We start from the raw sequence: 22,953 nt of genomic DNA on the forward strand, positions 1-22,953 counted from the left end.
CTCGGCGTCATGTGCCGAAACATCACCGCCCTGCGAGGCCTCGAGCCGGCCGCGACGCCCGAGGAGATCGAGGCGGCCGCGCGCCAGTACGTGCGCAAGGTGAGCGGGGTCCAGACGCTGTCGGACAACACCCGTGACCCGTTCGAGGCCGCGGTCGCCGCGGTCGCGAAGGCGACGACCCAGCTCCTCGCCGAGCTCCCGCCGCGCAAGCAACCGCCGGCGACCCTTCCGCCCCTGCGCCGCCCGCAGGTGCGGGCGCGGCTCGCGGCGAAGAACGCGCGCTGACCGGACTCCCCGGGCCCGCGACGTGCCGGGCCCGGGGATCCCCGGACTCGTCGGCCGGCGGACATAGACTGCGGGCCCCGCCTGCCCAACCGACCGAGGAGCGTGCGTGGCCGAGCCGAACCCGTCGACCAACGGGGCCGTCGCCGCTGCCGGGCAGCAGCCGGTCGGCCTGGTCGTCGGCACCGTGGCCGCGAGCCCCCTCGAGTTCTCCGTCGGCGTGGCCGCCGACCAGTTCCTGCAGCTCGACGACGTGGTCGTGACGAGGCGCAAGCTCCCGGACGGCACCGACGTGCAGATCGCCGGCGTGGTCACCAACGTCGAGGCCGGGCACGAGGGCGCCCGCTTCGCCTCCGACGTCTTCCTCATCGAGCAGGGCGCGCTGCCGGCCGAGGTCAGCGAGGTCGCCGAGGTCACCGTCACGCGCGTGGAGCCCGAGGTCTACGTGCCGCCCCGGCCGGGCACGGCCGTGGCCAGGGCCACCGGCGACGAGCGCGCGACCGCCCTCTACTTCGACACGATGGCCGATGCCAAGGTGCCGGTCGGCCTCGGCCGCGACGGCCAGCCCGTGTTCCTCAACTTCGACTTCGTCGACGGCACGCGCGGCGGCCACGTCTCCATCTCCGGCGTGTCCGGCATCGCGACCAAGACCAGCTTCGCCACGTTCCTGCTCCACTCGATGTTCAACTCCGGGGTGCTGGCCGGCGAGGCGCACAACACCAAGGCGCTGATCTTCAGCGTCAAGGGCGAGGACCTGCTCTTCCTCGACTACGCCAACTCCCGCCTCACCGACGCCCAGCGCGCGAAGTACGGCCTGCTCGGGCTGCCGGCGAGCTCGTTCCGCAACGTCCAGGTCTTCGCCCCGCCGCGCCCCGGCGACCCGAGCGGCACCCCGGACGTCCGGGCCCGCGACAAGGCCGTCAGCCCCTTCTACTGGACCCTCGCCGAGTTCTGCGAGCAGGAGCTCATGCCGTTCGTGTTCGCCGACGGCGAGGACGAGCGCAGCCAGTACACGATGCTCATCGGCCAGGTCGCGGCACGGCTGCGGCGCGACCACCAGAAGGTCGGCGCGGACGGCGCCGTGCAGATCACCGGCGTCGACCCCGGCCGCGGCGGGCAGCTGCGCAGCTTCGAGCAGCTGGTCGGGCTCATCGAGGACGAGCTGCTCGACGAGGACACCCGCCGCGACTGGGTCGCCGGCAGCACCTCGACCGGCAGCGTCAACGCCTTCCTGCGGCGGCTGCGCTCCGCGGTCCGCGCCCTGTCGACGATCATCCGGGCCGACCTCAAGGACCGCGGCAACCGCTCCCTCACCACCGGCGAGGCCCAGGTGACGGTCGTCGACCTGCACAACCTGCCCGACCGTGCGCAGCGGTTCGTCGTCGGCGTGTCGCTGCGCCAGGAGTTCCGCCGCAAGGAGGAGCAGGGCACCGCGCGGCCGCTGATGTTCATCGTCCTCGACGAGCTCAACAAGTACGCGCCCCGCGACGGTGACAGTCCCATCAAGCAGATCCTGCTCGACGTCGCCGAGCGCGGCCGCTCCCTCGGCGTGATCCTCATCGGCGCTCAGCAGACCGCGAGCGAGGTCGAGCGGCGGATCGTGGCGAACTGCTCGATCCGCGTGGCCGGCCGGCTCGACCCGGCCGAGGCGTCCCGCCCCGAGTACGGCTACCTGCCACCCGCGCAGCGCCAGCGCGCAACGATCGCCAAGCCCGGCACGATGTTCGTGTCGCAGCCGGACATCCCGGTGCCGCTCGCGATCGAGTTCCCGTTCCCCGCGTGGGCCACCCGGCCCGCGGAGAAGGGCGCGTGGACGGGAGTGGACACCGGCCCGGCCGCGCCCGCCGACCCCTTCGGGGGCCTGGACGACGACCCGCCCCCGTTCTGACCGCCGGGAGAGACCACCGCCCATGAAGATCCTGCACACCGCCGACTGGCACGTGGGCAAGGTGCTGAAGAACCAGCCACGCATCGACGAGCAGAAGCTGGTCCTGCGCGACATCGTCCGCATCGCGAACGAGGAGGACGTCGACCTCGTCGTCGTCGCCGGCGACCTGTTCGAGACGGCGGCACCCAACCCGCAGGCGCAGAGCCTGGTGATGCGCACCCTCATGGCCCTGCGCGCGGAAGGCCGCCACGTGGTCGCGCTCGCCGGCAACCACGACAGCTCGCGGCTCGTCCAGGACGTCTACCGGCCGGTGCTCGGCGAACTGGGCATACACGTGGTCGGCACGCCGCAGCGCCCGGACCGCGGTGGCACGGTCACCCTCGACACTCGCGGCGGCGAGCGCGCGGTAGTCGCCGCTTTGCCGTTCCTGTCGCACCGATTCGCCGTGCGCGCTGCCGAGGCGCTGCTGCACGACCAGTCGCAGCACAACCAGGACTACGCGAACAAGGTCCGCGGCATCGTCGAGCTGCTCTGCCGCGGGTTCACCGGCGACAGCGTCAACCTCGTCACCACCCACGCCACGCTGCTCGGCGGCCGCTGGGGTGGCGGCGAGCGGGCGGTGCAGCTGCTCGGCTACGAGGTACCGCCGGACACCTTCCCGCCCAGCACGCACTACGCCGCGCTCGGGCACCTGCACCGCTACCAGCAGATCGACGGCCCGTGCCCGATCGCGTACTCCGGCTCGCCGATCGCGCTGGACTTCGGCGAGGAGGCCAACGAGCCCGTGGCGCTCATCGTGCACGCCACCCCGGACAGCCGCGCGCAGATCCGTCCCGTGCCGCTGACCGGCGGGCGCGCGCTGCGCACGCTGCGCGGCACGCTCGACGAGGTCGTCGCCGCGGGGGCGGAGGCCGGGGACGCGTTCCTGCGGGTCGTGCTCACCCAGAAGGCGGCCGCGGGCCTCGCCGACCGGGTGCGCGAGAAGCTGCCGAACACGCTCGACGTGCAGATCGACGAGAAGTACCGCGCCCGCGCGGAGACCACGGTGACCCGCTCGCGGATCGGCCGCACGCCGACGGACCTGTTCGCCGACTTCCTCGCCGAACGGGAGATCGACGACCCCCGGCTCGGCGCGATGTTCGCCGAGCTGCTCGAAGACTCGACGGGAGGACGGTAGCGATGCGCCCGCTGCGCCTGATGTTCGAGGGCTTCGGCAGCTACCGGGACCGCACCGACATCCAGCTGTCCGATGTGGACTTCTTCGTGCTGACCGGGCCGACCGGCGCCGGCAAGTCGACGGTCATCGACGCGCTGTGCTTCGCCCTCTACGGCACGGTGCCCCGCTGGGGCAAGGGGAACGTCATCCGCAACGCGCTCGCGCCGTCGGTCAACGAGGGCAAGGTCTGCCTCGTCTTCGAGGCGGCCGGCGGGCGGTACGCGGCCGTGCGGCTGCTGCGCCGCACCGCGCAGGGCAACGTGCAGACCAAGGAGGCGCGCCTCGACCGCCTCGACGACAGCGTGCCCGCCGACGCGGACCTGACCAAGATCCTCGAGGCGGTCGCCGAGTCGCGCGCCGAGGGCGACAAGGTCACCGGCGCGGTGGCCGGGCTGCTCGGCATCGGCTACGAGCAGTTCACCCAGTGCGTGGTGCTGCCGCAGGGCCGGTTCGCGGAGTTCCTGCAGGCCAAGCCGTCCGACCGGCAGGACCTGCTGATCGCGCTGCTCGCCTACGCCGTCTACGAGGACGTCGGCCAGCGCGCCCGCGAGCGCGCCAAGGTCGCGGCCGGCCGGCTGGAGATGGCCGAGCAGCGGCTCGCCGAGCTGGGCACGGTCACCGACGACGTGATCGCCGCCGCGACCCGGCGGGTGGCCGACCTCGAGGGCCTGGTGTCCACTGTGGACACCGCGGTCGAGGAGATGGCCGCGCTGCGTACGAAGTGGACGGAGGCGAACGCCGCGGCCGCCACCGTACGCGAGCAGGTCACCACGCTCGCCGCGCTGCGCAGGCCGGGCGACGTCACCGACCTGTCCACCCGGCTCGCGCTCGCCGACGAGCTGGTCGGCAAGCGGGCGGCCGAGCGGACCGAGGCCGAGGCGGCCGAGCAGGCGGCCGACAAGGCGTGTACCGGGCTCCCAGCCGCCGCGGACCTGCAGCGCTGGCGCGACGCGCACACCCGGTCGGCGACGCTGACCGGCCGGCTCGAGCGGCTGCGCACGACGGCCGAGCGGGCCGAGGCCGACGATCAGAAGGCCGCCGACGAGCTCGCCGCCGCGGAGACCGCGCTCGCCGAGGCGGAGACCGCCCAGCGGGACACCGACCGCGAGCACCGCGCGGTCGCGCTCGCGGCCGACCTCGTCGCCGGCGAGCCGTGCCCGGTGTGCCGCCAGCAGGTCCACGACCTGCCCCATCACGAGGTGCCGGCCGACCTCGACGCCGCCCGCGAGGCCGTCAAGCAGGCCAGGTCGCGGCTCACCGCGGCCCGCCGCGCGCACGCGGACGCGAGCAAGGCGGCCGCCGCGGCGCGGGCCGACGTCACGTCCGCGCAGAAGCAGGCGACCGAGCTCGCCGCCGAGCTGCGCGACGCACCGGCCGCCGGCGAGGTCGACGAGCGGCTCGCCGAGCGCGAGACCGCCGACGCCGCGGCCGAGCGCGCCCGGGTCGCCGCCCGAGCCGCGCGGAACGCCGTCGAGCAGGCCCAGCGCGCCCGGGCCGCCCTGGGCGAGGAGGAGAAACGGGCGTGGTCGTCGCTGCGGGCCAGCCGCGACAGCTTCGTGGCGCTCGGCGTGCCCGCCGTGGACGGCACCGACCTCGCCGCCGCGTGGGACGCGCTGCTCGCGTGGGCCAGAGACCGGCGTGCGGAGCTCGAGGACCGGGCCGAGGAGCTGGCGGCCGCCGAGGGGGAGCTGCGCGCGAAGGGCACCGCCGCGCGGGCGGAGCTGACGGGCCTGCTGGACAAGCACGGCGTGGCGCTGCCCGACAACGGCAAGCCGGATGTCGTGCTCGCCGGTCAGGTCGAGCGGGCCAGGGCCGAGCTCGCCGACCGGATCGAGCGGCGGGACAAGTCGCGGTCCCTCGCCACGGAGGTCTCGAAGCACAAGGAGGAGCAGCAGGTCGCCAAGGAGCTCGGCAACCTGCTGAAGTCCAACGGGTTCGAGGCGTGGCTGTGCGCCGAGGCACTCGACTCGCTCGTCACCGAGGCCTCGGAGATACTGCTGCAGCTCTCCGGCGGGCAGTACGAGCTGCACCGGGCCGAGCGCAACGAGCTGGTCGTGGTCGACCACAACGACGCCGGCGCGCAGCGGCCGGTGAACACCCTGTCCGGCGGGGAGACGTTCCAGGCGTCGCTGGCCCTCGCGCTCGCGCTGTCACACCAGGTCGTCGGCCTGTCCGGCGGCAAGCGGGACCTGAACTCCATGTTCCTCGACGAGGGCTTCGGCACGCTGGACGAGTCCACTCTGGACACCGTGGCCGCCACGCTGGAGCGGCTCGCCGCCGAGACCGAACGGATGGTGGGCATCGTGACGCATGTGCCGGCGCTGGCCGAACGGGTGCCGGTGCAGTTCGCGGTCACCCGGGACGGCGCGTCGTCGCGGCTTCGCCGGGTCGAGGTGTGATGGTGGTGCCATGACCGCCCCAGTGCCCGCCACGTACACCGTGGACCCGTGGGACCCGGGATACGGGGTCGCCCGCGGCGACGAGCCGGGTGGCCCGGAGTCCTCCGCACGGCTCGAGCTGGATCTGGAGCTGAAGGCGGCCGACTGGAAGCCGGTCGATCCGCAGGTCGTCCCGCTGCCCGGGTCCGTGCTCTTCCTCGACGGGGTGCAGCGGATCGACGCGCGCGTGTGGCGCCACGGCGACGGTCCGGAGCCGGACCCGGGGGTGCTGGCGTCGGTCGCCGTCGGGCTCGTCCGGTGCGACGGCGCCGCCGAGATCGTCGACGTGGCCGTCGACCGGGGCCTGTTCGCCGAGACCGGCGAGGACATCATCACCCGGCACGCCCGCTACGCGTTCCACCACGCGCCCGGCGGCCTCGACAAGCTCGTGCTCGGCGTGACCCGGCGGATGTCCGAACTGGAGGTCACGCTCGCGAACGCGTGGCGGGAACACTCCGACGTCGAGGACGACCTGCTCGTCGTCGACGGTCCGCTGCGTGGCCGCACGCACCTGGCGCGCACGGTCGGGTACGTGAAGACGCACCAGAAGTCCTACCTGCAGCGCGAGCAGGCCGCGGTCGTGGCGGATCTCGCGCCCGGGCAGCGCAGCCCGGTGTTCGGCATGGGCACGTCGTGGGAGCGCAAGTCCTGGTACCTGCGCCTGCCCGGCTCGTCGAGCGCACCGTGGTCGGCGATCGTGCGGCTGGAGTGCTCGGCCGAGCTGTCCACACCGGACGCGGTCGCGCTGGCGGACATCACCGCCCGGGTGCTGCCACGGCTCGCGAGCGTGCCGCACAAGGACCCACGCGCGCCGCAGAACCTCGTGCCGATCGGTGGCCTGGAACGGCAGCTGCGGCACCGCCTCGGCGATGCCGCGCTGCTGTACCGCTCGTTGCGCTCGGCGATGGCGGCCTAGCGCACTGATTCCTGAACTGACGATTCGTCCCGTCAAACAGTGTCCAAGGCCGCCATGTCGTCGTCGGTAAGCTTGGCGGTCACGCCGGACCAGGCCTGCGCCACCTGTTCGGCGGTGCTCACGCCGACTATCGGGACCAGTTGTGGCTGACCGGAGGCGAGCCAGGCGAGGACGACCTGTCCGGGGCGCAGCCCTCGCTCGCGCGCGATGGCGGTCAGGGCGGTCTGGCGCCGCTGGTTGCCAGGGTGCCGGTATTCCTCGCTCAGTGGCCGGTCGGTTCGGTCGTAGGCACCGAGCAGCGTCGCGGTGTACACCCAGCCGGAGACGTCGGGGTTCCGCCGCAGGAAGTCCAGGCCGTCGTCGCTCAGCATGCCGAGTGGAATCGGCTGCCCCTCGACGGGCTGCCTCGGCAGCGGCTGGAAGTAGGAGTAGCGCTGCTGGTACCCGCTCGGTCGGGGGTACCCGCCTCGCTCGGCCGCGGACCGGATCCGTTCGAGCAGCCAGGACGGATGGTTGGAGATCCCATAGCGGCCGACCAACCCCTCGGCCACCAGGTCGCCGAAGGTAGCCACCAGGTCGTCGACCGACACAGTGGGATCCTCGACGTGCGCCCAGTAGAGATCGACCGCGTCGACACCGAGCCGGTCCAGGCTGGCCTCAAGGGAGTGCCGAACCGCGTCCCGGCCGAGTCCTTCAATGTGGTCGGGGAAGCCGCCCGGGCGGGTCGGCTGCGCGCCGACCTTGGTGCTGATCCGTACCGGGACACCTGGGTTGGCGCGGAGCCACCGTCCCAGCAGGGCCTCACTCTGACCGCCGAAGCCGGTGTCGGAGGTCCAGAAGCTGTAGTTGTTGGAGGTGTCCAGCCATCGACCCCCGAGCTCGACGTATCGATCGAGGATGGCGAACGCCGACCGGTCGTCCACTCGGGTTCCGAAGTACATCGTGCCGAGAGCCATGGTTGCTGCGTCCATGTCCGTACCGTTGCACCTGGAGCGCGCTTCGGGTCAAGCACGAAGATCATGGACGCTCGCGAGATCAGGACCGCCGGGCGACGAACACGAACTCCTTCCCTGGACGATCGGGCGCGTCTGCGACCTCCCGCACGGTGTAGCCGTGCGCTGCCAGGTCCGCCTCGACTTCCGCACGGTCGCGGAACCGCAGCGTCGAGTCGGACGTGAGTTGCTGCCCATCGGCGGCGAACGCGTAGTGCCAGCGAAACGTGACCACGGGCGGGCTCAGGTCGACCAGTTCGACCCAGCTCTCGGACCTCACCCACGCCCGGGATCGGCGTGACCCGGTGCGAGGAGTCGCGGTTCCAGGTCTCCCAGGCGCGCGCGGCCGGGTCCCTGGTCTCGAAGACCAGATGGCCGCCCGGTCGCAGGGCTGCACGCGCCCGGGTCAGCGCCTGCCCCCACAGGTGCGGGTCGACGATCGCCTGGGCCACGTTCGCGGTCATGGTGACGAGATCCACCCGCAGCGGCGGTAGATCGGTCGCGTCACCGTGGATCCAGCGCACGCGGTCGCTACCCGGTTTCGCCCTGGCCACATCGAGGGAGGCGCCGGCCGGATCGACGCCGACGACCTCCAGCCCTCAGTCGGCCAGCATGAGCGCGAACACGCCCGTGCCGCAGCCGATGTCCAGCACCCGCCTCGCGTCGAGTCGCCGGGCGAGTTCGACGTAGTGGCAGAGATCGGTGCGGTCCGGATCGAGCGCGTCGTAGATCGCCGCCAGCCGCGGGTGCCCGAAGATCTCGTCAGCCATGGGCGGGAGCGGCCGGCTGTGCTCCAGCGGCGGGCGCCTTCGCCGGGCGCGGGCTCGCCCGCCACAGCGCCACCGCGAGCCACAGCAGGCCGGCGAGCATGAGCACGCCATGCGCGATGCGGACCGGCGCCGGGGCGAAGAACTGCGGCAGGAACAGCGCGAACCCGGCCGCGAACAGGAGGCCGCTGGTCCGCGGCAGCGCGCCGGTCCGCCAGATCGCGACGGCCACCATGATCGCGCCGACCGCGAGCAGGAGCAGCCCGGCGCCGAACATCGTGATCGCGACCGGGTTGTACCGGGTGGCCTCCGCGATCGCGAGCAGGTCACCGCCGTTGGTGGCGGCCGCGTGCAGGCCGAAGTCCTCCGCGCCGTAGTAGGGCAGCACCAGCCCCGCGCCGACGGACATGACCACCATCGGCGCGAGGCCGACCGACTCGCGCAGGGCGAGCAGCGCGAGCGGCACGAGGATGAAGCCGAGCATCGCGAACGCGTGTGCGGCGACCCAGGCGCCGGACGCCATCGCCTCGCGTGCACCGTCCACAGTGGTCTCATCGGTCCACGGCCGGACGGCGGGGTAGAGGAGGAAGAGGACGCCGGCGGCGGCGAGGGAGAGCGGAGCGAGTCTGGACATGAGGATCTCCTAGGTTCTGGGCAGGCTCGCGATGACGGCCCGCACGAGCTGGTCGTAGGTCTGGTCGAGGTCTTCGGGCAGGCCGAACCCGCCGCCCGCCTCGAGGGAGGCGAAGCCGTGCGCGACCGCGCGCAGGCAGCGGGCGGCGTGCACGGCGGCGGAGTCGGCGAGGCCGTACGCGCGCAGCGTGGCGAGGACGACCTCGAGCTGCTTGCCCCCGGCGGCGGCGAGTGCCGGGTCGTGGAGGGGGTCCAGCGGCATCGCCGCGTAGCGGGCCGGGTGTGCGCGGACGTAGTCGCGGTAGGCGTGCAGCAACGCGGCGACCGCGTCGTCCCCGCTGTGGCCGAGGACCGCGGTGGTGAACCGCTCGGTCATGTCCTCCAGCACCCGGATGCCGAGCAGCGTGCGCAGCTCGCCGAGGCCCGCGACGTGCTTGTACAGCGACGGCGTCGCGACCCCGGTGCGCCCGGCGACCGCGGCGAGCGTCAGCGCGGCGAGCCCGGCCTCGTCGACGAGGGCGAGCGCGGCGTCCACGACTGCGCTCGTCGACAGCCCGGCCCTAGGCACGACAACTCCGGCCAATGTTCATAGCCGTAAAGCTAATGACATTAGCCAGGGTTGTCAAGCGGTCAGATCGCGCCCTGCTGCGCCAGCTGGAAGCGGGCGGTGCCCTCGACGGTGTCGTCCACGTCGAGGGTCTTGTCCTCGACGTAGTCGGCGGTGAGCGCGTCGAGCATGACCCGCGCGCCCGTCGTCTCCTCGGTCACCACCAGGTCCGTCTCATCCGGCAACGCGGCGATCGACACCGCGAAGTCCGGGGCCCCGAACCTGGCCTCGATGCGCAGGCCGGCTGCCCCCTGGCCCTGAACGAGCCGGTTGATGGCCAGGCCGGCCTCGGGGGTGATGTGCAGCAAGGGACACCTCGCTTCCTCGGCGGACTCGAGGTGGCCTACCCGGACCGAACCGCGGCTAACCCGAACTGTCGATCCGGTCACCGCGCGCGGGCCGCCTCCCGGGACGGCGTGTGTCACGAGGAGTCCGGAGTGGCCTGCGGGCTGTCGGCGTCACCGGGCGGCGTCGTCGTCTGGTAGATCGCGTTCAGCCAGACCGTCAGCAGTACGTCGACCACGTCCGCCTCGGCCACCGCCGGGCCGTCCTGGGCGAACGTCGCGTGCAGGACCCGCTCGTTCATCGAGTTCAGCACCACCGCGAGGTCGCGGGCCGCCAGCCCGGGCGGGGCCGCGCCGCGCCGGCGCTCGCACTCGATGGCCTCCGCCACGAGCAGCGTCCACGACGACATCACCCGCGCCCACAGCTCGCGCACCTCGGCGTTCGTCACGCGGGCCGCCGCACACGCCAGCGCCACCGGCCGGTGCGCGGAGAACGTCTCGTGGAACGCGGCGATGCAGCGCCGCCAGTACCGCGGCGGATCGCTCGCCATGTCGTCCGGCACGCGGTCGAGCGCCGCGTCCGCCTCGGCCACCACCCGGTCCAGCAGCGCCAGGAGCACCGCGTCCTTGGAGGGGAAGTAGAAGTAGAACGTCGGCCGGGAGATGCCGGCACCACGGGCGAGATCGTCGGTGGAGATCTCGCTGATCGACCGCTCGCCGAGCAGCCGCTCCGCGGTGGCGAGGATCGCGCCCTCCCGGTCGTCGCCGGACGGCCGGACGCCGCGGCGGCCGCGAGCGGACCTCGTGCCGGACCTGGCGGGGCTGGACATACCGGCCACGCTACCGTCCGGCCACGCGCGCACTCAACACCCTGTTGACTGACTCGACAGGCTGTCGATACCGTGGCCGGCATGGCTCGAGAGTCCATGGAGCACGTGTCCGAACACGTTCCCGAGCATGTCGGCGTGCTGATCGTGGGTGCCGGGCTCTCCGGCATCGGCGCCGCCTGCCACCTGCGGCGCGAGTGCCCCGACCGGTCGGTCGCGATCCTCGAGTCCCGCGACGCCATCGGCGGCACGTGGGACCTCTTCCGCTACCCCGGCGTCCGGTCTGACTCGGACATGTACACCCTCGGCTACTCCTTCCGGCCGTGGAACCAGGCCAAGGCCATCGCCGACGGTCCGGCGATCCGCGAGTACGTCCGCGAGACCGCCCGCGAGTTCCGCGTCGACGAGCTGGTCCGCTACGGCCACCAGGTCACCGGCGCCGAATGGTCCACATCGGACCACCGGTGGACCGTGCACGCCACCGGCCCGACCGGCGACACGACGCTCACCTGCGACTTCCTGTTCGTCTGCGCCGGCTACTACCGCTACGACCAGGGCTACACCCCCGACCTGCCCGGCATCGACCAGTTCACCGGTCCCGTCGTCCACCCGCAGCACTGGCCCGAGGACCTCGACTACGCGGGCAAGCGGGTCGTCGTCGTCGGCAGCGGCGCGACCGCCGTGACGCTCGTGCCGGCGATGGCCGGCACCGCCGCGCATGTCACGATGCTGCAGCGCTCACCGAGCTACGTGCTCTCCCTGCCCGCGCTCGACCCGCTCGCCCAGAAGCTGCGTGGCCGCATCCCCGACCGCTACCTCTACCCGCTCCTGCGGTGGAAGAACGTGCTCGGCGCGCAGCTGCTGTTCCAGCTGAGCCGCCGCGCGCCCAAGCTCATGAAGTCGTTGCTGCGCAAGGGCGCGATGGGCCTGCTGCCGCAGGGCTACGACGTCGACACGCACTTCGCGCCGAGCTACGACCCGTGGGACCAGCGCATGTGCTTCGTGCCCGACGGCGACCTGTTCAAGGCCGTCAGCGACGGCCGCGCCTCGATCGTCACCGACACGATCGCCGGCTTCACCGCCGACGGCGTGACCACCGCCTCCGGCCAGCACCTGCCCGCCGACATCGTGATCACCGCGACCGGCCTCAACCTCCTGCCGGTCGGCGGCATGAGGCTGACCGTCGACGGCGACGAGGTCGCGCTCGGCAACACCCTGGCCTACAAGGGCATGATGCTCTCCGGCGTGCCCAACTTCGCGCTCACCATCGGCTACACGAACGCCTCCTGGACGCTCAAGAGCGACCTCGTCGCCCGCTACGTCTGCCGGCTGCTCAACCACATGGCCGCACAGCGCTACGACATCGCGACCCCGCGCCCGCCGGCCGGCACCGAGGCGACCGTGCCGCTCGTCGACCTGCGGTCGGGGTACGTGCTGCGCAGCATCGACAAGCTGCCCAAGCAGGGCCCGGCCGCCCCGTGGCGGCTGTACCAGAACTACCCGCGCGACGTGGTGCTGATGCGCTACGGCCCGGTCGACGACGACATGCGCTTCGACCGCGCGCCCGCGACCGTCCTGTCCGGACAGGGCACGTGACCGTCACCGACGAGACGCTCCGCATCGCCGGCCGGTCCGTCCGCTACCGCGCCACGGGCGACACGGCGAACCCGCCGGTCGTCATGCTGCACGGCATCGCGCGCAGCCTCGAGGACTTCACCGACCAGCACGAGCTGCTCGACGACCGCTACCGCGTCTACAGCGTCGACCTCGCCGGCTTCGGCGAGTCCGACCCGCTGCCCGGCAAGAGCACGCTGCCCGGCATCACCGACGCGGTGGCCGCGTTCCTCGACGAGATCGGCGAGACCCGCCCGGCGCACCTCGTCGGCAACTCGCTCGGCGGCGCGGTGGCCATGCTGCTCGCGCTGCGCCACCCGGACCGCGTGCGCAGCCTCGTGCTCGTCGACAGCGCCGGCTTCGGCCGCGAGGTGACGATCGCGCTGCGCGTCCTGGCGCTGCGCCCGCTCGGCCGGCTGCTGCTGCGCCGCCCGTCGCTCAGCACCTCGCGGCGCATGGAACAGGCGATCTTCCGCGACCGCGGCTTCGTCACCGAGGCACGGGTCGAGCGTGCGCTCGAGCTCGCCCGCCGCTCGCACGGTCCCGACGTGTTGCTCCAGCTGACCCGCTCGCTCGGCACGTTCCGCGGCGTGCGCCGGCCGTGGCGCGACGCGATCATCGCGGCCACCGCGGCCGCCGCCGTGCCCACGCTCATCGTGTGGGGCTCGCACGACCTGATCCTGCCGGTGGCCCATTTGGACGCTGCGAAACGGCTCCTGCCGCATGCGCGCACGCACCTTTTCGCCGACACCGGGCACATGCCGCAGATCGAGCGTGCCGAGGAGTTCGCCCAGCTGGTGAGAGATTTCTGGGCGGAATCCGTACCGGGTTAGCCTTGCGCACAAATCTGCGCCCGGTACCGTGCCCTGCATGTCCCGTCCCGGTCCCAACAGCGGTCCGCCCCGGCCGTACGACTGGCAGCGGCAGTTCCAGCAGCCCGACTACCGGCAGCACCAGCGCGGGAACCATCCCGAGCAGCAGGGCTACCGCGAGCCGGTCTACGAGGACGACCCGTACCGGCAGCCGTCCTATCGGGAGCCCGAGCCGTACCAGCCCTACGGAGAGCCGTACCGGCCCGGCCCGCCATCGCGCCGGCCGACGCCGCAGGAGATGTACCCGGACGAGGGCGGCTTCAGATTCCGGCTGCCCGGCATCGGCCTGCTGTTCAGCCTGGTCGGGATCGCCGTGCAGCTGGTGTGCATGCTCGTGCTGCCGTGGGTGTCCGCGTCCGCCGCGGGTGGCAAGTCGCTCACGCTGCCGCAGCTGTGGGACCTCGCGACGGAGGCGAACGCGCAGGGCTTCGGCGGCTGGTACCTCGTGCTGTTCAGCTACCCGCTCGCCGCGCTCGGCATCGTGCTCGCGCTCGTGTCGGTGATCGAGTCGGTCGTCGGCAAGGCTCTCTTCGCCGCGCTCGCGATCCTCGGCATCGGCTACCTGCTGGTGCGCTACGGCGTCGGGCCGGCCGCCGGGCTGTTCGGCGAGAACCAGGGCGACTTCTCCCGCGGAGAGCTCACCACGATCGGCATCGCGGTCGGCGCGCTCGTGATCGTGCTGTCCATGGTGAAGATGGGCCTCGCCATGTTCCGCCGCATCGCCGGGCTGATCCTGCTCGCCATGGCCGGCGTGCACGTCTACGCGGTGCAGGACCTGTTCGCCGGCGGCGACGGCCCGAGCTTCGGCGCGTACGGGCCGGCGCTCGGCTACGCGCTGAGCGGAGTCGCCGCGCTGATCGGCCCGCGCCGGCTCACCCCCGGCTGAGCAGCTCGGCGAGCTCGGTGAAGCTGCCGGCCGACAGGTCGGCGGTGACGTCCTCGGCGCGGTCGGCCGGGTGGTCGGGTCCCTTCTCCTCGGGCCGCTCCACGAACGCCGTGCGCAGCCCGGCCGCGCGGGCGCCGTCGAGGTCCCAGCCGTGCGCGGCGACCATCAGGACCTCGCCGGGCTCGACGTCCAGCAGGCGGGCCGCGGTCCGGTACACCGACGCGTCCGGCTTGTAGTTGCGGGCGAGCTCGGCGGACAGGATGCAGTCGAACGGCAGGTGCGCGGCCTTGACGAGGTTCGTCAGCAGCGCGAAGCCGCCGTTGGACAGGGCGGCGGTGGTGTACCGGCCGCTCAGCTGGGCCAGGCCCGGCACCGAGTCGGGCCACGCCGGCAGGCGGTGCCAGGCCCGGACGAGCCGCCCGCGGGTGTCCTCGTCCGGGTCGAGGCCGTGGCGCGCCAGCAGCTCGTCCAGCGACTCGCGGTGCAGCGCGTCGAGGTAGGCCCAGTCGCGGCGGCCCTCGCGGACGTTGGCCATCGAGGGCAGGTACTTCTCCCGCCACTGGCTCGTGAACGACCCCGCGTCGACGTCCGGCAGCAGCTTCGCCACCTGCTCGGCGACCCCGGTGTACCAGTCGACCGTCGTGCCGAAGATGTCGCAGGTGATGACCCGGATACCGTCCATGGCGTCAATGCGTACCTCCTGGGAGGCTGCCTTGTCGACACCGAAGATCGCCCCGAAGGTCGCCCCGAAGATCGCGGTGGTCACCGGTGGCGGGTCCGGCCTCGGCCGGGTCATGGCGACCGCGCTGCTCGACGCGGGCCACCGCGTGGTCGTCGCCGGCCGCACCCGCGCGTCGCTCGAGTCGGTCGACGGGGCGGACCCGTTCGTCGCCGACGTCACCGACGCGGACGCCGTCGCGGCGCTGTTCGACCACGTCAGGTCGGCCTACGGCCGGCTCGACCTGCTGGTCAACAACGCCGGCGTGTTCGGCCCAGCGGCCGGGGTGGCGTCGGTGTCCGACGAGGACTGGCAGGCCGTCGTCGACACGAACCTCACCGGCTCGTTCCGCTGCGCCCGCGAGGCGTTCCGGATCATGGCCGGACAGGACCCGCGCGGCGGCCGGATCGTCAACAACGGCTCGATCTCCGCGCACGTCCCCCGGCCGGACGCGGTCGCGTACACGGCCACCAAGCACGCGATCACCGGGCTGACGAAGGCGCTCGCGCTGGAGGGCCGCGCGCACGACATCGCGGTCAGCCAGATCGACATCGGCAACGCGGCCACCGAGATGACCGCGGGCTTCGGCTCGGGCACGCGCCAGGCCGACGGCACGCTGCGCCCGGAGCCCACCATGGACGCGGCCCACGTGGGCGAGCTGGTGGCGTACATGGCCGCGCTGCCCCTGTCGGCCAACGTGCAGTTCGTGACGCTGATGGCCACGAACATGCCGTACGTGGGCCGGGGCTAGCGGATCCTGGCCGGCGACGTCCGGATCCACGGACGCCGCGTCCGTCACGTCCACAGTGGACCACCGGGTCGTGCGGAAAAGGTCCGCGCCCGCCGCCACGAGCCGGTCGAGCCGGTCGAGCCGGTCGGGGTGCCAATCCCGGTCGCGGTCGCCGCACTCCGCCGCGAGCGCCGCGAACGGCGCCGGCGCGACCCCGGCCGGCAGTGACGGCCGTACGCTTCGGTGAACGCCGCCGCGTTCGCGAGCCGGGTGCGATTCGCCCGGCTTCGCCGCGCGGCGCTCCTCGCCACTCCGGGCACATGACGTGCGCCACCCCGGCCGCCACGTCGAACCGCCGCGGGCATCCCGGGTGTTCGGGCGGCAGAAAGCCCAGGTCACTCGCGGGACGAAGGGTCGTGGACGGCGTCATGAGCGCGGCCGCCAGTATTACCTCACGCGGGCAACCCCGGGGCAAATACCAGGGGATGTCAGTGTCGGCGGATACCCTTCTCTACGGTGGTGCACGCCGATGCCCGGCTCGTCCGCGGGCATGTCGATCTTGGGCGCACCGGTGATTCGGGAGTTGAGGGTGACTGCGGAGACGCTGTACGGGGCCGACGATCTTACGCATCTCGAGGGACTCGAGGCGGTGCGCAAGCGGCCCGGCATGTACATCGGGTCGACCGACAGCCGCGGCATCAACCACCTCTTCAACGAGATCGTCGACAACTCCACCGACGAGGGCGTGGCCGGCCACGCGAGCAAGATCGTCGTCACGCTGCACGCCGACGGCAGCGTCCAGGTCGACGACGACGGCCGCGGCATCCCGACGGGCGTGCACGCCAAGTCCAAGCTGTCCGGCGTCGAGCTGGTGCTGACCCGGCTGCATGCGGGTGGCAAGTTCGGCGGTTCGGGCTACAAGACCTCCGGCGGCCTGCACGGCGTCGGCGCGTCCGCGGTCAACGCGCTCTCGCTGCGGTTCGACGTCACCGTCAAGCGCGACGGCAAGGTGCACCACATGTCGTTCGCCCGCGGCGTGCCCGGGGTGTTCGACGCGGCCGGCCCGAAGGCGAAGTTCAAGAAGCAGTCCGGCCTGCAGGTCGAGCGCAAGATGAAGCGCGGCGAGAAGACCGGCACGTCGATCCGCTACTGGTACGACGCGCGCTATTTCGAGAACGGCGCGGCGCTGGACATCGAGGCCGTCCGGGCGAAGCTGCGCAACACGGCGTTCCTCGTCCCGGGTGTCAGCTACGTGCTGCGCAACACGACCGAGGGCGCGATAGAGGAGGAGACGTTCTCCTACCCGAACGGCCTCGCGGACATGGTCGAGTTCCTCACTCCCTCGGCCGACCGGCCCGTCTCCGGCACCCTGATGATCACCGGCGAGGGCGTGTACCGCGAGAACGCGGCGGACGAGAACGGCGTCATGCAGTCCAAAGTGGAGCGCCGGGCCGAGGTGGAGGTCGCGCTGCGCTGGGGCACCGGCTACGACCGAACGGTCGAGTGCTTCACCAACACGATCCGCAACGTGCACGGCGGCACCCACCGCCGCGGCTTCGATCGCGCGGTGCTCAAGGCGGTCAACGAGGCCATCGGCAAGACGCGCGGGCTGCTCAAGCCGAAGGAGGACCCGCCGACCCTGGAGGACGTCCAGGAGGGCATGACCGCGGTCGTGCACGTGCGGATCCCCGAGCCGCAGTTCACCTCGCAGACCAAGGACGAGCTGTCCACCGCGGGCATCACCAAGGTGCTGCAGGGCATCGTCGAGCAGCAGGTGAAGGCGTGGACCGAGGCCCGGCGGACCAAGACCGAGGCGAAGACCGTGCTGCAGAAGGTGGTCGACGCCTCCCGCGTGCGGCTCGCCCAGAAACAGCAGAAGGACGCCGCCCGCCGCAAGACCGCGCTCGAGGGCGCGGCCATGCCCCCGAAACTGGTCGACTGCCGCGCGACGGGCATCTCCCGCAGCGAGCTGTTCCTCGTGGAAGGGGACTCCGCCCTCGGGAGCGCGAGACACGCTCGCGTGTCGGAGTACCAGGCGCTGCTTCCCCTGCGGGGCAAGATTCTCAACGTGCAGAAGGCGAGCCTCGCCGACACGCTGCGCAACGCGGAGATCGCGTCGATAGTGCAGGTGCTCGGGGCGGGTAGCGGGCGCACGTTCGACCTGCCGGCCATGCGCTACGGCCGGGTGATCCTGATGGCGGACGCCGATGTGGACGGTTCGCACATCCGCACGCTGCTGATCACGCTGTTCGCCCGGTACATGCGTCCCGTGATCGAGGACGGCCGGCTGTTCGCCGCGATGCCGCCGCTGCACAAGATCACCACGAAGGGCAAGAACCCGCAGACCATCTTCACCTTCACCCAGCGGGAGATGGAGACGAAGGTCGCGGCGCTGGAGAAGGCCGGCAAGCAGGTCGTCACGCCGGTGCCCCGGTTCAAGGGCCTGGGCGAGATGGACGCGGACGAGCTGTGGGACACCACGATGAACCCGGCGACCCGCTCGGTCCGCCGGATCACCCTCGACGACGTCGAGGCCGCGGAGGCCGCGCTCGAGTTGTTGATGGGGGAGAAGGTCGAGCCGAGGCGGGCGTGGCTGGTGGAGTCCTCCGTGCGGGTCGACCAGTCGACGATCGACATCTGAGGAATAGAGAATCATGGCACGCCGCAAGGCACGCACGACCCGCGTCGACCCGGCCGCGTTCGACCAGCCGGGCGCCCAGGTCTTCGACAACGCGCTGAAGACGGAGATCGAGGACTCGTACCTGGAGTACGCGTACTCGGTCATCCACTCCCGCGCCCTGCCGGACGCACGCGACGGGCTCAAGCCGGTGCACCGACGGATCCTGTTCTCGATGAACGAGAACGGCTACCGGCCCACGCACGCGTACGTGAAGTCCTCCCGCGTGGTCGGCGACGTGATGGGCCGCTACCACCCGCACGGCGACATGGCCATCTACGACGCGATGGTCCGCCTGGCACAGGACTTCTCGATGAACGCGCCGTTGATCGACGGGCACGGCAACTTCGGCAGCCCGGACGACGGCCCGGCCGCGTCGCGATACTGCGTCGTGGGCGACACCCGGATAAGGCTGGCCGACGGCTCGAGCCCGCGGATCGGTGACCTGGTGAACCTGCCGGCCGACGCCGAGGCGGACGCAGACTTCGAGGTCCTCGACAAGGACGGCAAGGCCGTCCGGGTCGAGAAGGTCTTCAACTCCGGCGTGCACCCGACGCTGCGGATCACCTCGAGGTCCGGCTTCGCGTTGCGTGGCAGCGAGAACCACCTGGTCCTCTGCCTGGCGGCACCGATGGGCGTGCCGCTGTTCCAGTGGCGGCGCCTGGACGAGCTGCGACCGGGCGAGGTCGTGTGCATCGCCCGCAACGTCGGCGCCGACGTCCGGCCGAGCGAAGCCGAACTGCTGGCCGGATCGCGCGCGCACGCCGCGGGTGGTCCGATCCCGGAACAGGTGTGGACCGGCGGCTGGGGGCTCAAGCGCGCCTACGCCACGGCCGCGTTCGGTGCCGACCTGCGGGGCCGGCACACGGCGGGGTCGGTCGAGCAGGCGGCGCAGCTCCAGGAGCTGCTGGCCGAGCTCGGCGTCGTAGCCGTGCGGCGCGACCGCGTTCTCGAGGTGTCGCATGTGGACACGGTGCCGTACGTGCACGAGTACGCCGGGGTCGATCTGGCCCGCTGGACGACCGACCGCGCCCGGCTGATCGACCGGATCACCGACGACGAGGTCCTCGCGACGATCCTGCCGATCATGGATTCCGGGTACCGGTTCGAAGAGATCGTCTCGGTGGACGCCGCCGAGCCAGCCGAGGTGTACTCGGTGCGCGTTCGTTCCGCGGATCACTCGTTCCTCGCCGGTGGATTCGTCAACCACAACACCGAGTCCCGGCTCTCGCCCGAGGCGATGTTGCTGGTGGGGGAGCTGGGCGAGGACACGGTCGACTTCCGGCCCAACTATGACGGGTCGCTCGAGGAGCCGTCGGTCCTGCCGGCCGCCTTCCCGAACCTGCTCGTCAACGGCACGTCGGGGATCGCGGTCGGGATGGCCACCAACATGATCCCGCACAACCTCGGCGAGGTCATCGGGGCCGCGCGGTGGCTCATCCACCATCCGAACGCGACACTCGACAAGCTCATGGAGTTCGTCCCCGGGCCCGACCTGCCCACCGGGGGCATGCTGCTCGGCCTCGACGAGGTGCGGCGCGCCTACGAGACCGGCCGCGGCGTCGTCCGCATGCGCGCCAAGGTCGAGATCGGCCCGCTGGAGGGCAGCCGCGGCCGGCAGGCCATCACCGTGGTCGAGCTGCCCTACGCGGTCGGGCCCGAGAAGATCATCGAGAAGATCACCGACGAGGTGACGAAGTCCAAGCGCCTCACCGGGATCGCGGACGTCAAGGACCTCACCGACGGCGAGAACGGCACGCGCCTGGTCATCGAGTGCAAGGTCGGCGTCAACCCGCAGGCGCTCCTGAGCGATCTCTACCGCCTGACGCCCATGGAGCAGTCCTTCGGCATCAACAACCTCGTCCTCGTCGACGGGCAGCCGCGGACGCTCGGCCTCAAGGCGCTGCTCGAGGTGTTCCTCCGGCACCGCTACGAGGTGGTCACCCGGCGCACGCGGTTCCGCCGCCGCAAGCGCGAGGAACGCCTGCACCTCGTCGAGGGCCTGCTGATCGCCCTGCTGGACATCGACAAGGTGATCCGGCTGATCCGCGCCAGCGAGAACGCCGCCGAGGCCAAGGCCGGCCTCATGAAGCGCTTCAAGCTCACCGAGATCCAGGCGACGTACATCCTGGACACTCCGCTTCGGAGGCTGACGAAGTACGACAAGCTGGAGCTGGAACAGGAGCAGGAGCGCCTCCGGGCCGAGATCGCCGAGCTCACCAGGATCCTCGAGAACGAGTCGGAGCTCAAGAAGGTCGTCGCGGGCGAGCTGGCCAAGATCGCCAAGGACCTCGCGGGCGAGCGGCGCACCGCGCTGATCGACGGCGACCTCAAGGAGGTGCTGGCCGCGTCCAAGCCGGCCGGGCCGCTCGAGGTCGCGGACGACCCGTGCCAGGTGCTGCTGTCCGCCACCGGGCTGGTGGCCCGCACCGCCGCCGAGTCCGAGGAGGCGACCGAGGCCCGCCGGCGCAGCGGCCGCGCCAAGCACGACGCGGTCGCCGCGCTCGTGCACACCACCGCGCGCGGGCAGATCCTCGTCATCACCAGCCGGGGACGCGCGTTCAAGACCGACGTGCTGCCGCTGCCCGTGCTGCCCGAGCACGCCGGCACCGTGTCGCTCGGCGGTGGCATGGCGGCGAGCGAGCTCGTGCCGCTGGAGATGGGCGAGAAGGTCGTCGGCATCGCCCCGCTCGGCGAGCGCGCCGAGGGCTCGCCCGGCCTCGCGCTCGGCACCCGGCAGGGCGCGGTCAAGGTGTGCGCGCCGGACTGGCCGGTGCGCTCCGACGAGTTCGAGGTGATCGGGCTCAAGGAGGGCGACGAGGTCGTCGGCGCCACGTGGCTCACCGACGGGTCGGAGACGTGCGTGTTCATGTCGTCGGACTCCTCGCTGCTGCGGTTCGCGACCTCGCTGGTGCGCCCGCAGGGGCTCAAGGGCGGTGGCATGGCCGGCATCAACCTGGCGGCCGGCGCGGAGGTCGTGTTCTTCGCCGCGCTCCGTACCGACGACGACGAGCACGGCGAGCCGATGGTCGTCACCGCCACCGGGCAGAGCGTCAAGGTCACGCCGTTCGCGAAGTACCCGGGCAAGGGCCGCGCCACCGGTGGCGTCCGCTCGCAGCGATTCCTCAAGGGTGAGAACCGCCTCGTGCTGGGCTGGGTCGGGCCCCGTCCGGCGGGCGTCTCGCGCACCGGTTCCGCGGTCGAGCTCCCCGCGCCCGACGACCGCCGCGACGGCTCGGGTGTGGCGCATCCCGGACCGGACATGGTCGGCCGCCTGGTGGAACGCGGCTAGGCCCGCCAGCGTTCGCGGACCGGAGCGCCGCCGGACCACCGGGCCCAGCTCGCTTCGAGCAGGTCGATCTCGAACAGGGCCAGGTGGTCGGACAGCTGCGCGCCATCGGTCGCACCGGCGACGGCCTGTTCCCGCTCGTCCGGTGCGGTGATCTCCACGGCCGTGCCGCGCAGCGCGAACTCCTCGTCGTCCGGCGGCAGGACCGTGGTGTGCAGCGCCATCCGGGGATCGCGGCGCAGGTCGGCGAGCTTCGGTGAGTTCCGCCGGACCGCGACGAGCAGGCCGCGGCGGGCGCGGATCGGCGCGACCGGGTGGATGCGGGGGCTGCCGTCGGCCGCGGTCGTCGCGAGGTAGGCGTACCCGTGCCGCTCGGCGAGCAGGCGCCAGCCTCGCCAGGCGAGCTCGGGGGCGTGATCGGCGAAGTCCGGCCACCGCATGGCGTCAACGTACGCCCGGCACGGGGTCGTACGGTGGCCCGATGGACGAGAACGACCCCGTCAGAACGCTCGCCGATCACTACTCCGGCACGGCGGCCGCCTACGAGCGCGAGTGGGCGGGGGTGCTGTACCCGGTGACCCTGCGGCTGCTGGACCGGCTGCCGCTCGCCGCCGCGGGGCGGGTCCTCGACCTCGGCACCGGGGTGGGCACGCTGCTGCCCGACCTGCGCCGCGACGCTCCGGACGCGACGGTCGTCGGCGCGGACCGGGCGATCGGCATGCTGCGCCGCGCACCGCGGGAGTTCCCGCGCGCGGTGGCGGACGCCGCCCGGCTGCCCTTCGCGGATGGCGTGTTCGACGTCGCCGTGCTCGCGTTCATGCTCTTCCACCTGCCCGACCCGGCCGCGGGTGTGCGGGAGGTGCGCCGCGTCGTGCGCGCCGGCGGCACGGTCGGCGTCGCGGTGTGGGGGCAGGAGCGGCCGGTGCGCGCCGTGGAGATCTGGCACGAGGAGCTCGACCGGGCCGGCGCGCCGCAGGACGACGCCCGCGTCAACATGCACGTCGTGCTGAACACGCCCGAGAAGCTGGCTGACGTCTTCACCGCGGCCGGCTTCGCGCACGTCGACGTGGGGCCCGTGCCGTGGTCGCTCGAGCCCGACTTCGAGCGGTTCGTGGAGCACAACGCCAACTGCTCCCGCGGCGCCCGCCGGCTGGCGCGGCTCGCCCCGGACGCGCAGCGGGAGTTCCTGCGGACCGTGCGCGCGCGGCTGTCCGGTCTGGACACCTCCGCGTTCACAGATGGGCGCACAGTTCTGGCAGGTATTGCCCGCTGAACGGCGGTTGACGGGCGCCACCACGCCCCGCCAAGGTATGGGCC

General features: G+C 72.3%; 21 protein-coding genes and 2 pseudogenes. 12 read left to right on the forward strand and 11 right to left on the reverse strand.

Annotated elements, in window-relative coordinates:
• Positions 1–9 precede the first annotated feature (9 nt).
• The 5 genes from VH969_RS00550 to VH969_RS00570 all read left to right on the forward strand — a co-directional run bounded on the left by VH969_RS00550 (position 10) and on the right by VH969_RS00570 (position 6,740).
• Positions 10–285: a DUF2277 domain-containing protein gene (locus VH969_RS00550; protein WP_331968499.1), complete on the forward strand. Its 276-nt coding sequence runs from the start codon at positions 10–12 to the stop codon at positions 283–285.
• 106 nt (positions 286–391) lie between these two features.
• Positions 392–2,170 (forward strand): ATP-binding protein, encoded by a 1,779-nt coding sequence (locus tag VH969_RS00555; RefSeq protein WP_331968502.1) that lies wholly within the window; start codon positions 392–394, stop codon positions 2,168–2,170.
• A gap of 22 nt (positions 2,171–2,192) precedes the next feature.
• A complete protein-coding gene (locus VH969_RS00560) occupies positions 2,193–3,347 on the forward strand; it encodes an exonuclease SbcCD subunit D (protein WP_331968505.1) in 1,155 nt (384 codons plus the stop codon).
• 2 nt (positions 3,348–3,349) lie between these two features.
• Positions 3,350–5,785, forward strand: coding sequence for an AAA family ATPase (locus VH969_RS00565; protein WP_331968507.1), 2,436 nt, complete (start codon positions 3,350–3,352; stop codon positions 5,783–5,785).
• A gap of 10 nt (positions 5,786–5,795) precedes the next feature.
• Positions 5,796–6,740: a hypothetical protein gene (locus VH969_RS00570; RefSeq protein WP_331968510.1), complete on the forward strand. Its 945-nt coding sequence runs from the start codon at positions 5,796–5,798 to the stop codon at positions 6,738–6,740.
• 32 nt (positions 6,741–6,772) lie between these two features.
• Here the strand turns inward: VH969_RS00570 and VH969_RS00575 are convergent, their stop codons facing one another.
• The 8 genes and pseudogenes from VH969_RS00575 to VH969_RS00610 form a co-directional block, all read right to left on the reverse strand.
• Positions 6,773–7,711: an aldo/keto reductase gene (locus VH969_RS00575; protein ID WP_331968513.1), complete on the reverse strand. Its 939-nt coding sequence runs from the start codon at positions 7,709–7,711 to the stop codon at positions 6,773–6,775.
• Positions 7,712–7,775: 64 nt separating this feature from the next.
• Entirely contained in the window at positions 7,776–8,012 is a 237-nt protein-coding gene (locus VH969_RS00580; protein ID WP_331968516.1) for a hypothetical protein, read from the reverse strand.
• Between the two features lie 142 nt (positions 8,013–8,154).
• Positions 8,155–8,286: pseudogene (locus VH969_RS00585) on the reverse strand (SAM-dependent methyltransferase); the annotation flags it as partial.
• A gap of 45 nt (positions 8,287–8,331) precedes the next feature.
• Complete coding sequence (locus tag VH969_RS00590; protein ID WP_331968519.1) at positions 8,332–8,502, reverse strand: class I SAM-dependent methyltransferase; 171 nt, start codon at positions 8,500–8,502, stop codon at positions 8,332–8,334.
• The gene (locus VH969_RS00595; RefSeq protein WP_331968522.1) at positions 8,495–9,133 is read right to left on the reverse strand and encodes a hypothetical protein; all 639 of its coding nucleotides are present in this window, start codon (positions 9,131–9,133) and stop codon (positions 8,495–8,497) included. Before VH969_RS00595 ends, VH969_RS00590 begins: the two co-directional genes overlap by 8 nt.
• Before the next feature lie 9 nt (positions 9,134–9,142).
• A complete protein-coding gene (locus tag VH969_RS00600; protein ID WP_331968525.1) occupies positions 9,143–9,700 on the reverse strand; it encodes a TetR/AcrR family transcriptional regulator in 558 nt (185 codons plus the stop codon).
• A gap of 62 nt (positions 9,701–9,762) precedes the next feature.
• Positions 9,763–10,047 (reverse strand): iron-sulfur cluster biosynthesis protein, encoded by a 285-nt coding sequence (locus VH969_RS00605; RefSeq protein WP_331968528.1) that lies wholly within the window; start codon positions 10,045–10,047, stop codon positions 9,763–9,765.
• Positions 10,048–10,160: 113 nt separating this feature from the next.
• A complete protein-coding gene (locus VH969_RS00610; protein WP_331968531.1) occupies positions 10,161–10,853 on the reverse strand; it encodes a TetR/AcrR family transcriptional regulator in 693 nt (230 codons plus the stop codon).
• Between the two features lie 81 nt (positions 10,854–10,934).
• Between VH969_RS00610 and VH969_RS00615 the strand changes: the two genes are divergently transcribed.
• Genes VH969_RS00615 through VH969_RS00625 form a run of 3 tightly spaced genes read left to right on the forward strand, consistent with a single transcriptional unit; the run spans position 10,935 to position 14,222 of the window.
• Complete coding sequence (locus VH969_RS00615; protein WP_331968534.1) at positions 10,935–12,446, forward strand: flavin-containing monooxygenase; 1,512 nt, start codon at positions 10,935–10,937, stop codon at positions 12,444–12,446.
• Positions 12,443–13,297, forward strand: a complete 855-nt coding sequence (locus VH969_RS00620; protein WP_331968537.1) for an alpha/beta fold hydrolase — start codon at positions 12,443–12,445, stop codon at positions 13,295–13,297. Before VH969_RS00615 ends, VH969_RS00620 begins: the two co-directional genes overlap by 4 nt.
• A 37-nt stretch (positions 13,298–13,334) precedes the next feature.
• Positions 13,335–14,222 carry a hypothetical protein gene (locus VH969_RS00625; RefSeq protein ID WP_331968540.1) on the forward strand — a complete coding sequence of 296 codons (888 nt, stop codon included), beginning with the start codon at positions 13,335–13,337 and terminating at the stop codon, positions 14,220–14,222.
• On the opposite strand, the gene VH969_RS00630 is transcribed toward VH969_RS00625, so the two are convergent.
• Positions 14,209–14,904 carry a haloacid dehalogenase type II gene (locus VH969_RS00630; protein ID WP_331968543.1) on the reverse strand — a complete coding sequence of 232 codons (696 nt, stop codon included), beginning with the start codon at positions 14,902–14,904 and terminating at the stop codon, positions 14,209–14,211. The genes VH969_RS00625 and VH969_RS00630 overlap by 14 nt on opposite strands.
• 31 nt (positions 14,905–14,935) lie before the next feature.
• On the opposite strand from VH969_RS00630, the gene VH969_RS00635 reads away from it, so the two are divergent.
• The gene (locus VH969_RS00635; protein ID WP_331968547.1) at positions 14,936–15,691 is read left to right on the forward strand and encodes an SDR family oxidoreductase; all 756 of its coding nucleotides are present in this window, start codon (positions 14,936–14,938) and stop codon (positions 15,689–15,691) included.
• Positions 15,692–15,992: 301 nt separating this feature from the next.
• Here VH969_RS00635 and VH969_RS34430 read toward each other — a convergent pair.
• Positions 15,993–16,100 (reverse strand): annotated as a pseudogene (locus VH969_RS34430) (hypothetical protein); the annotation flags it as partial.
• 159 nt (positions 16,101–16,259) lie between these two features.
• On the opposite strand from VH969_RS34430, the gene VH969_RS00640 reads away from it, so the two are divergent.
• Positions 16,260–18,311 carry a DNA gyrase/topoisomerase IV subunit B gene (locus VH969_RS00640; RefSeq protein ID WP_331968550.1) on the forward strand — a complete coding sequence of 684 codons (2,052 nt, stop codon included), beginning with the start codon at positions 16,260–16,262 and terminating at the stop codon, positions 18,309–18,311.
• A gap of 13 nt (positions 18,312–18,324) precedes the next feature.
• The gene (locus VH969_RS00645; protein WP_414638407.1) at positions 18,325–21,639 is read left to right on the forward strand and encodes a DNA gyrase subunit A; all 3,315 of its coding nucleotides are present in this window, start codon (positions 18,325–18,327) and stop codon (positions 21,637–21,639) included.
• Here VH969_RS00645 and VH969_RS00650 read toward each other — a convergent pair.
• Complete coding sequence (locus tag VH969_RS00650; protein WP_331968553.1) at positions 21,636–22,076, reverse strand: pyridoxamine 5'-phosphate oxidase family protein; 441 nt, start codon at positions 22,074–22,076, stop codon at positions 21,636–21,638. The two genes, VH969_RS00645 and VH969_RS00650, sit on opposite strands and share 4 nt — an antisense overlap.
• Before the next feature lie 41 nt (positions 22,077–22,117).
• Here VH969_RS00650 and VH969_RS00655 point away from each other — a divergent pair, with 41 nt between their 5' ends.
• Positions 22,118–22,909 carry a class I SAM-dependent methyltransferase gene (locus VH969_RS00655; RefSeq protein ID WP_331968556.1) on the forward strand — a complete coding sequence of 264 codons (792 nt, stop codon included), beginning with the start codon at positions 22,118–22,120 and terminating at the stop codon, positions 22,907–22,909.
• Positions 22,910–22,953 lie beyond the last annotated feature (44 nt).

The organism is Actinophytocola sp. (assembly GCF_036555685.1).
In the GTDB taxonomy this organism is placed as follows: domain Bacteria; phylum Actinomycetota; class Actinomycetes; order Mycobacteriales; family Pseudonocardiaceae; genus Actinophytocola.

Bases quoted from the DNA above. Each gene is read 5' to 3' on its own strand.
- VH969_RS00550 (WP_331968499.1), top strand. From the start codon at position 10: ATGTGCCGAAACATCACCGCCCTGCGAGGCCTCGAGCCGGCCGCGACG.
- VH969_RS00560 (WP_331968505.1), top strand. From the start codon at position 2,193: ATGAAGATCCTGCACACCGCCGACTGGCACGTGGGCAAGGTGCTGAAG.
- VH969_RS00565 (WP_331968507.1), top strand. From the start codon at position 3,350: ATGCGCCCGCTGCGCCTGATGTTCGAGGGCTTCGGCAGCTACCGGGAC.
- VH969_RS00570 (WP_331968510.1), top strand. From the start codon at position 5,796: ATGACCGCCCCAGTGCCCGCCACGTACACCGTGGACCCGTGGGACCCG.
- VH969_RS00575 (WP_331968513.1), bottom strand. From the start codon at position 7,711: ATGGACGCAGCAACCATGGCTCTCGGCACGATGTACTTCGGAACCCGA.
- VH969_RS00590 (WP_331968519.1), bottom strand. From the start codon at position 8,502: ATGGCTGACGAGATCTTCGGGCACCCGCGGCTGGCGGCGATCTACGAC.
- VH969_RS00595 (WP_331968522.1), bottom strand. From the start codon at position 9,133: ATGTCCAGACTCGCTCCGCTCTCCCTCGCCGCCGCCGGCGTCCTCTTC.
- VH969_RS00610 (WP_331968531.1), bottom strand. From the start codon at position 10,853: ATGTCCAGCCCCGCCAGGTCCGGCACGAGGTCCGCTCGCGGCCGCCGC.
- VH969_RS00615 (WP_331968534.1), top strand. From the start codon at position 10,935: ATGGCTCGAGAGTCCATGGAGCACGTGTCCGAACACGTTCCCGAGCAT.
- VH969_RS00625 (WP_331968540.1), top strand. From the start codon at position 13,335: ATGTCCCGTCCCGGTCCCAACAGCGGTCCGCCCCGGCCGTACGACTGG.
- VH969_RS00630 (WP_331968543.1), bottom strand. From the start codon at position 14,904: ATGGACGGTATCCGGGTCATCACCTGCGACATCTTCGGCACGACGGTC.
- VH969_RS00645 (WP_414638407.1), top strand. From the start codon at position 18,325: ATGGCACGCCGCAAGGCACGCACGACCCGCGTCGACCCGGCCGCGTTC.
- VH969_RS00650 (WP_331968553.1), bottom strand. From the start codon at position 22,076: ATGCGGTGGCCGGACTTCGCCGATCACGCCCCCGAGCTCGCCTGGCGA.
- VH969_RS00655 (WP_331968556.1), top strand. From the start codon at position 22,118: ATGGACGAGAACGACCCCGTCAGAACGCTCGCCGATCACTACTCCGGC.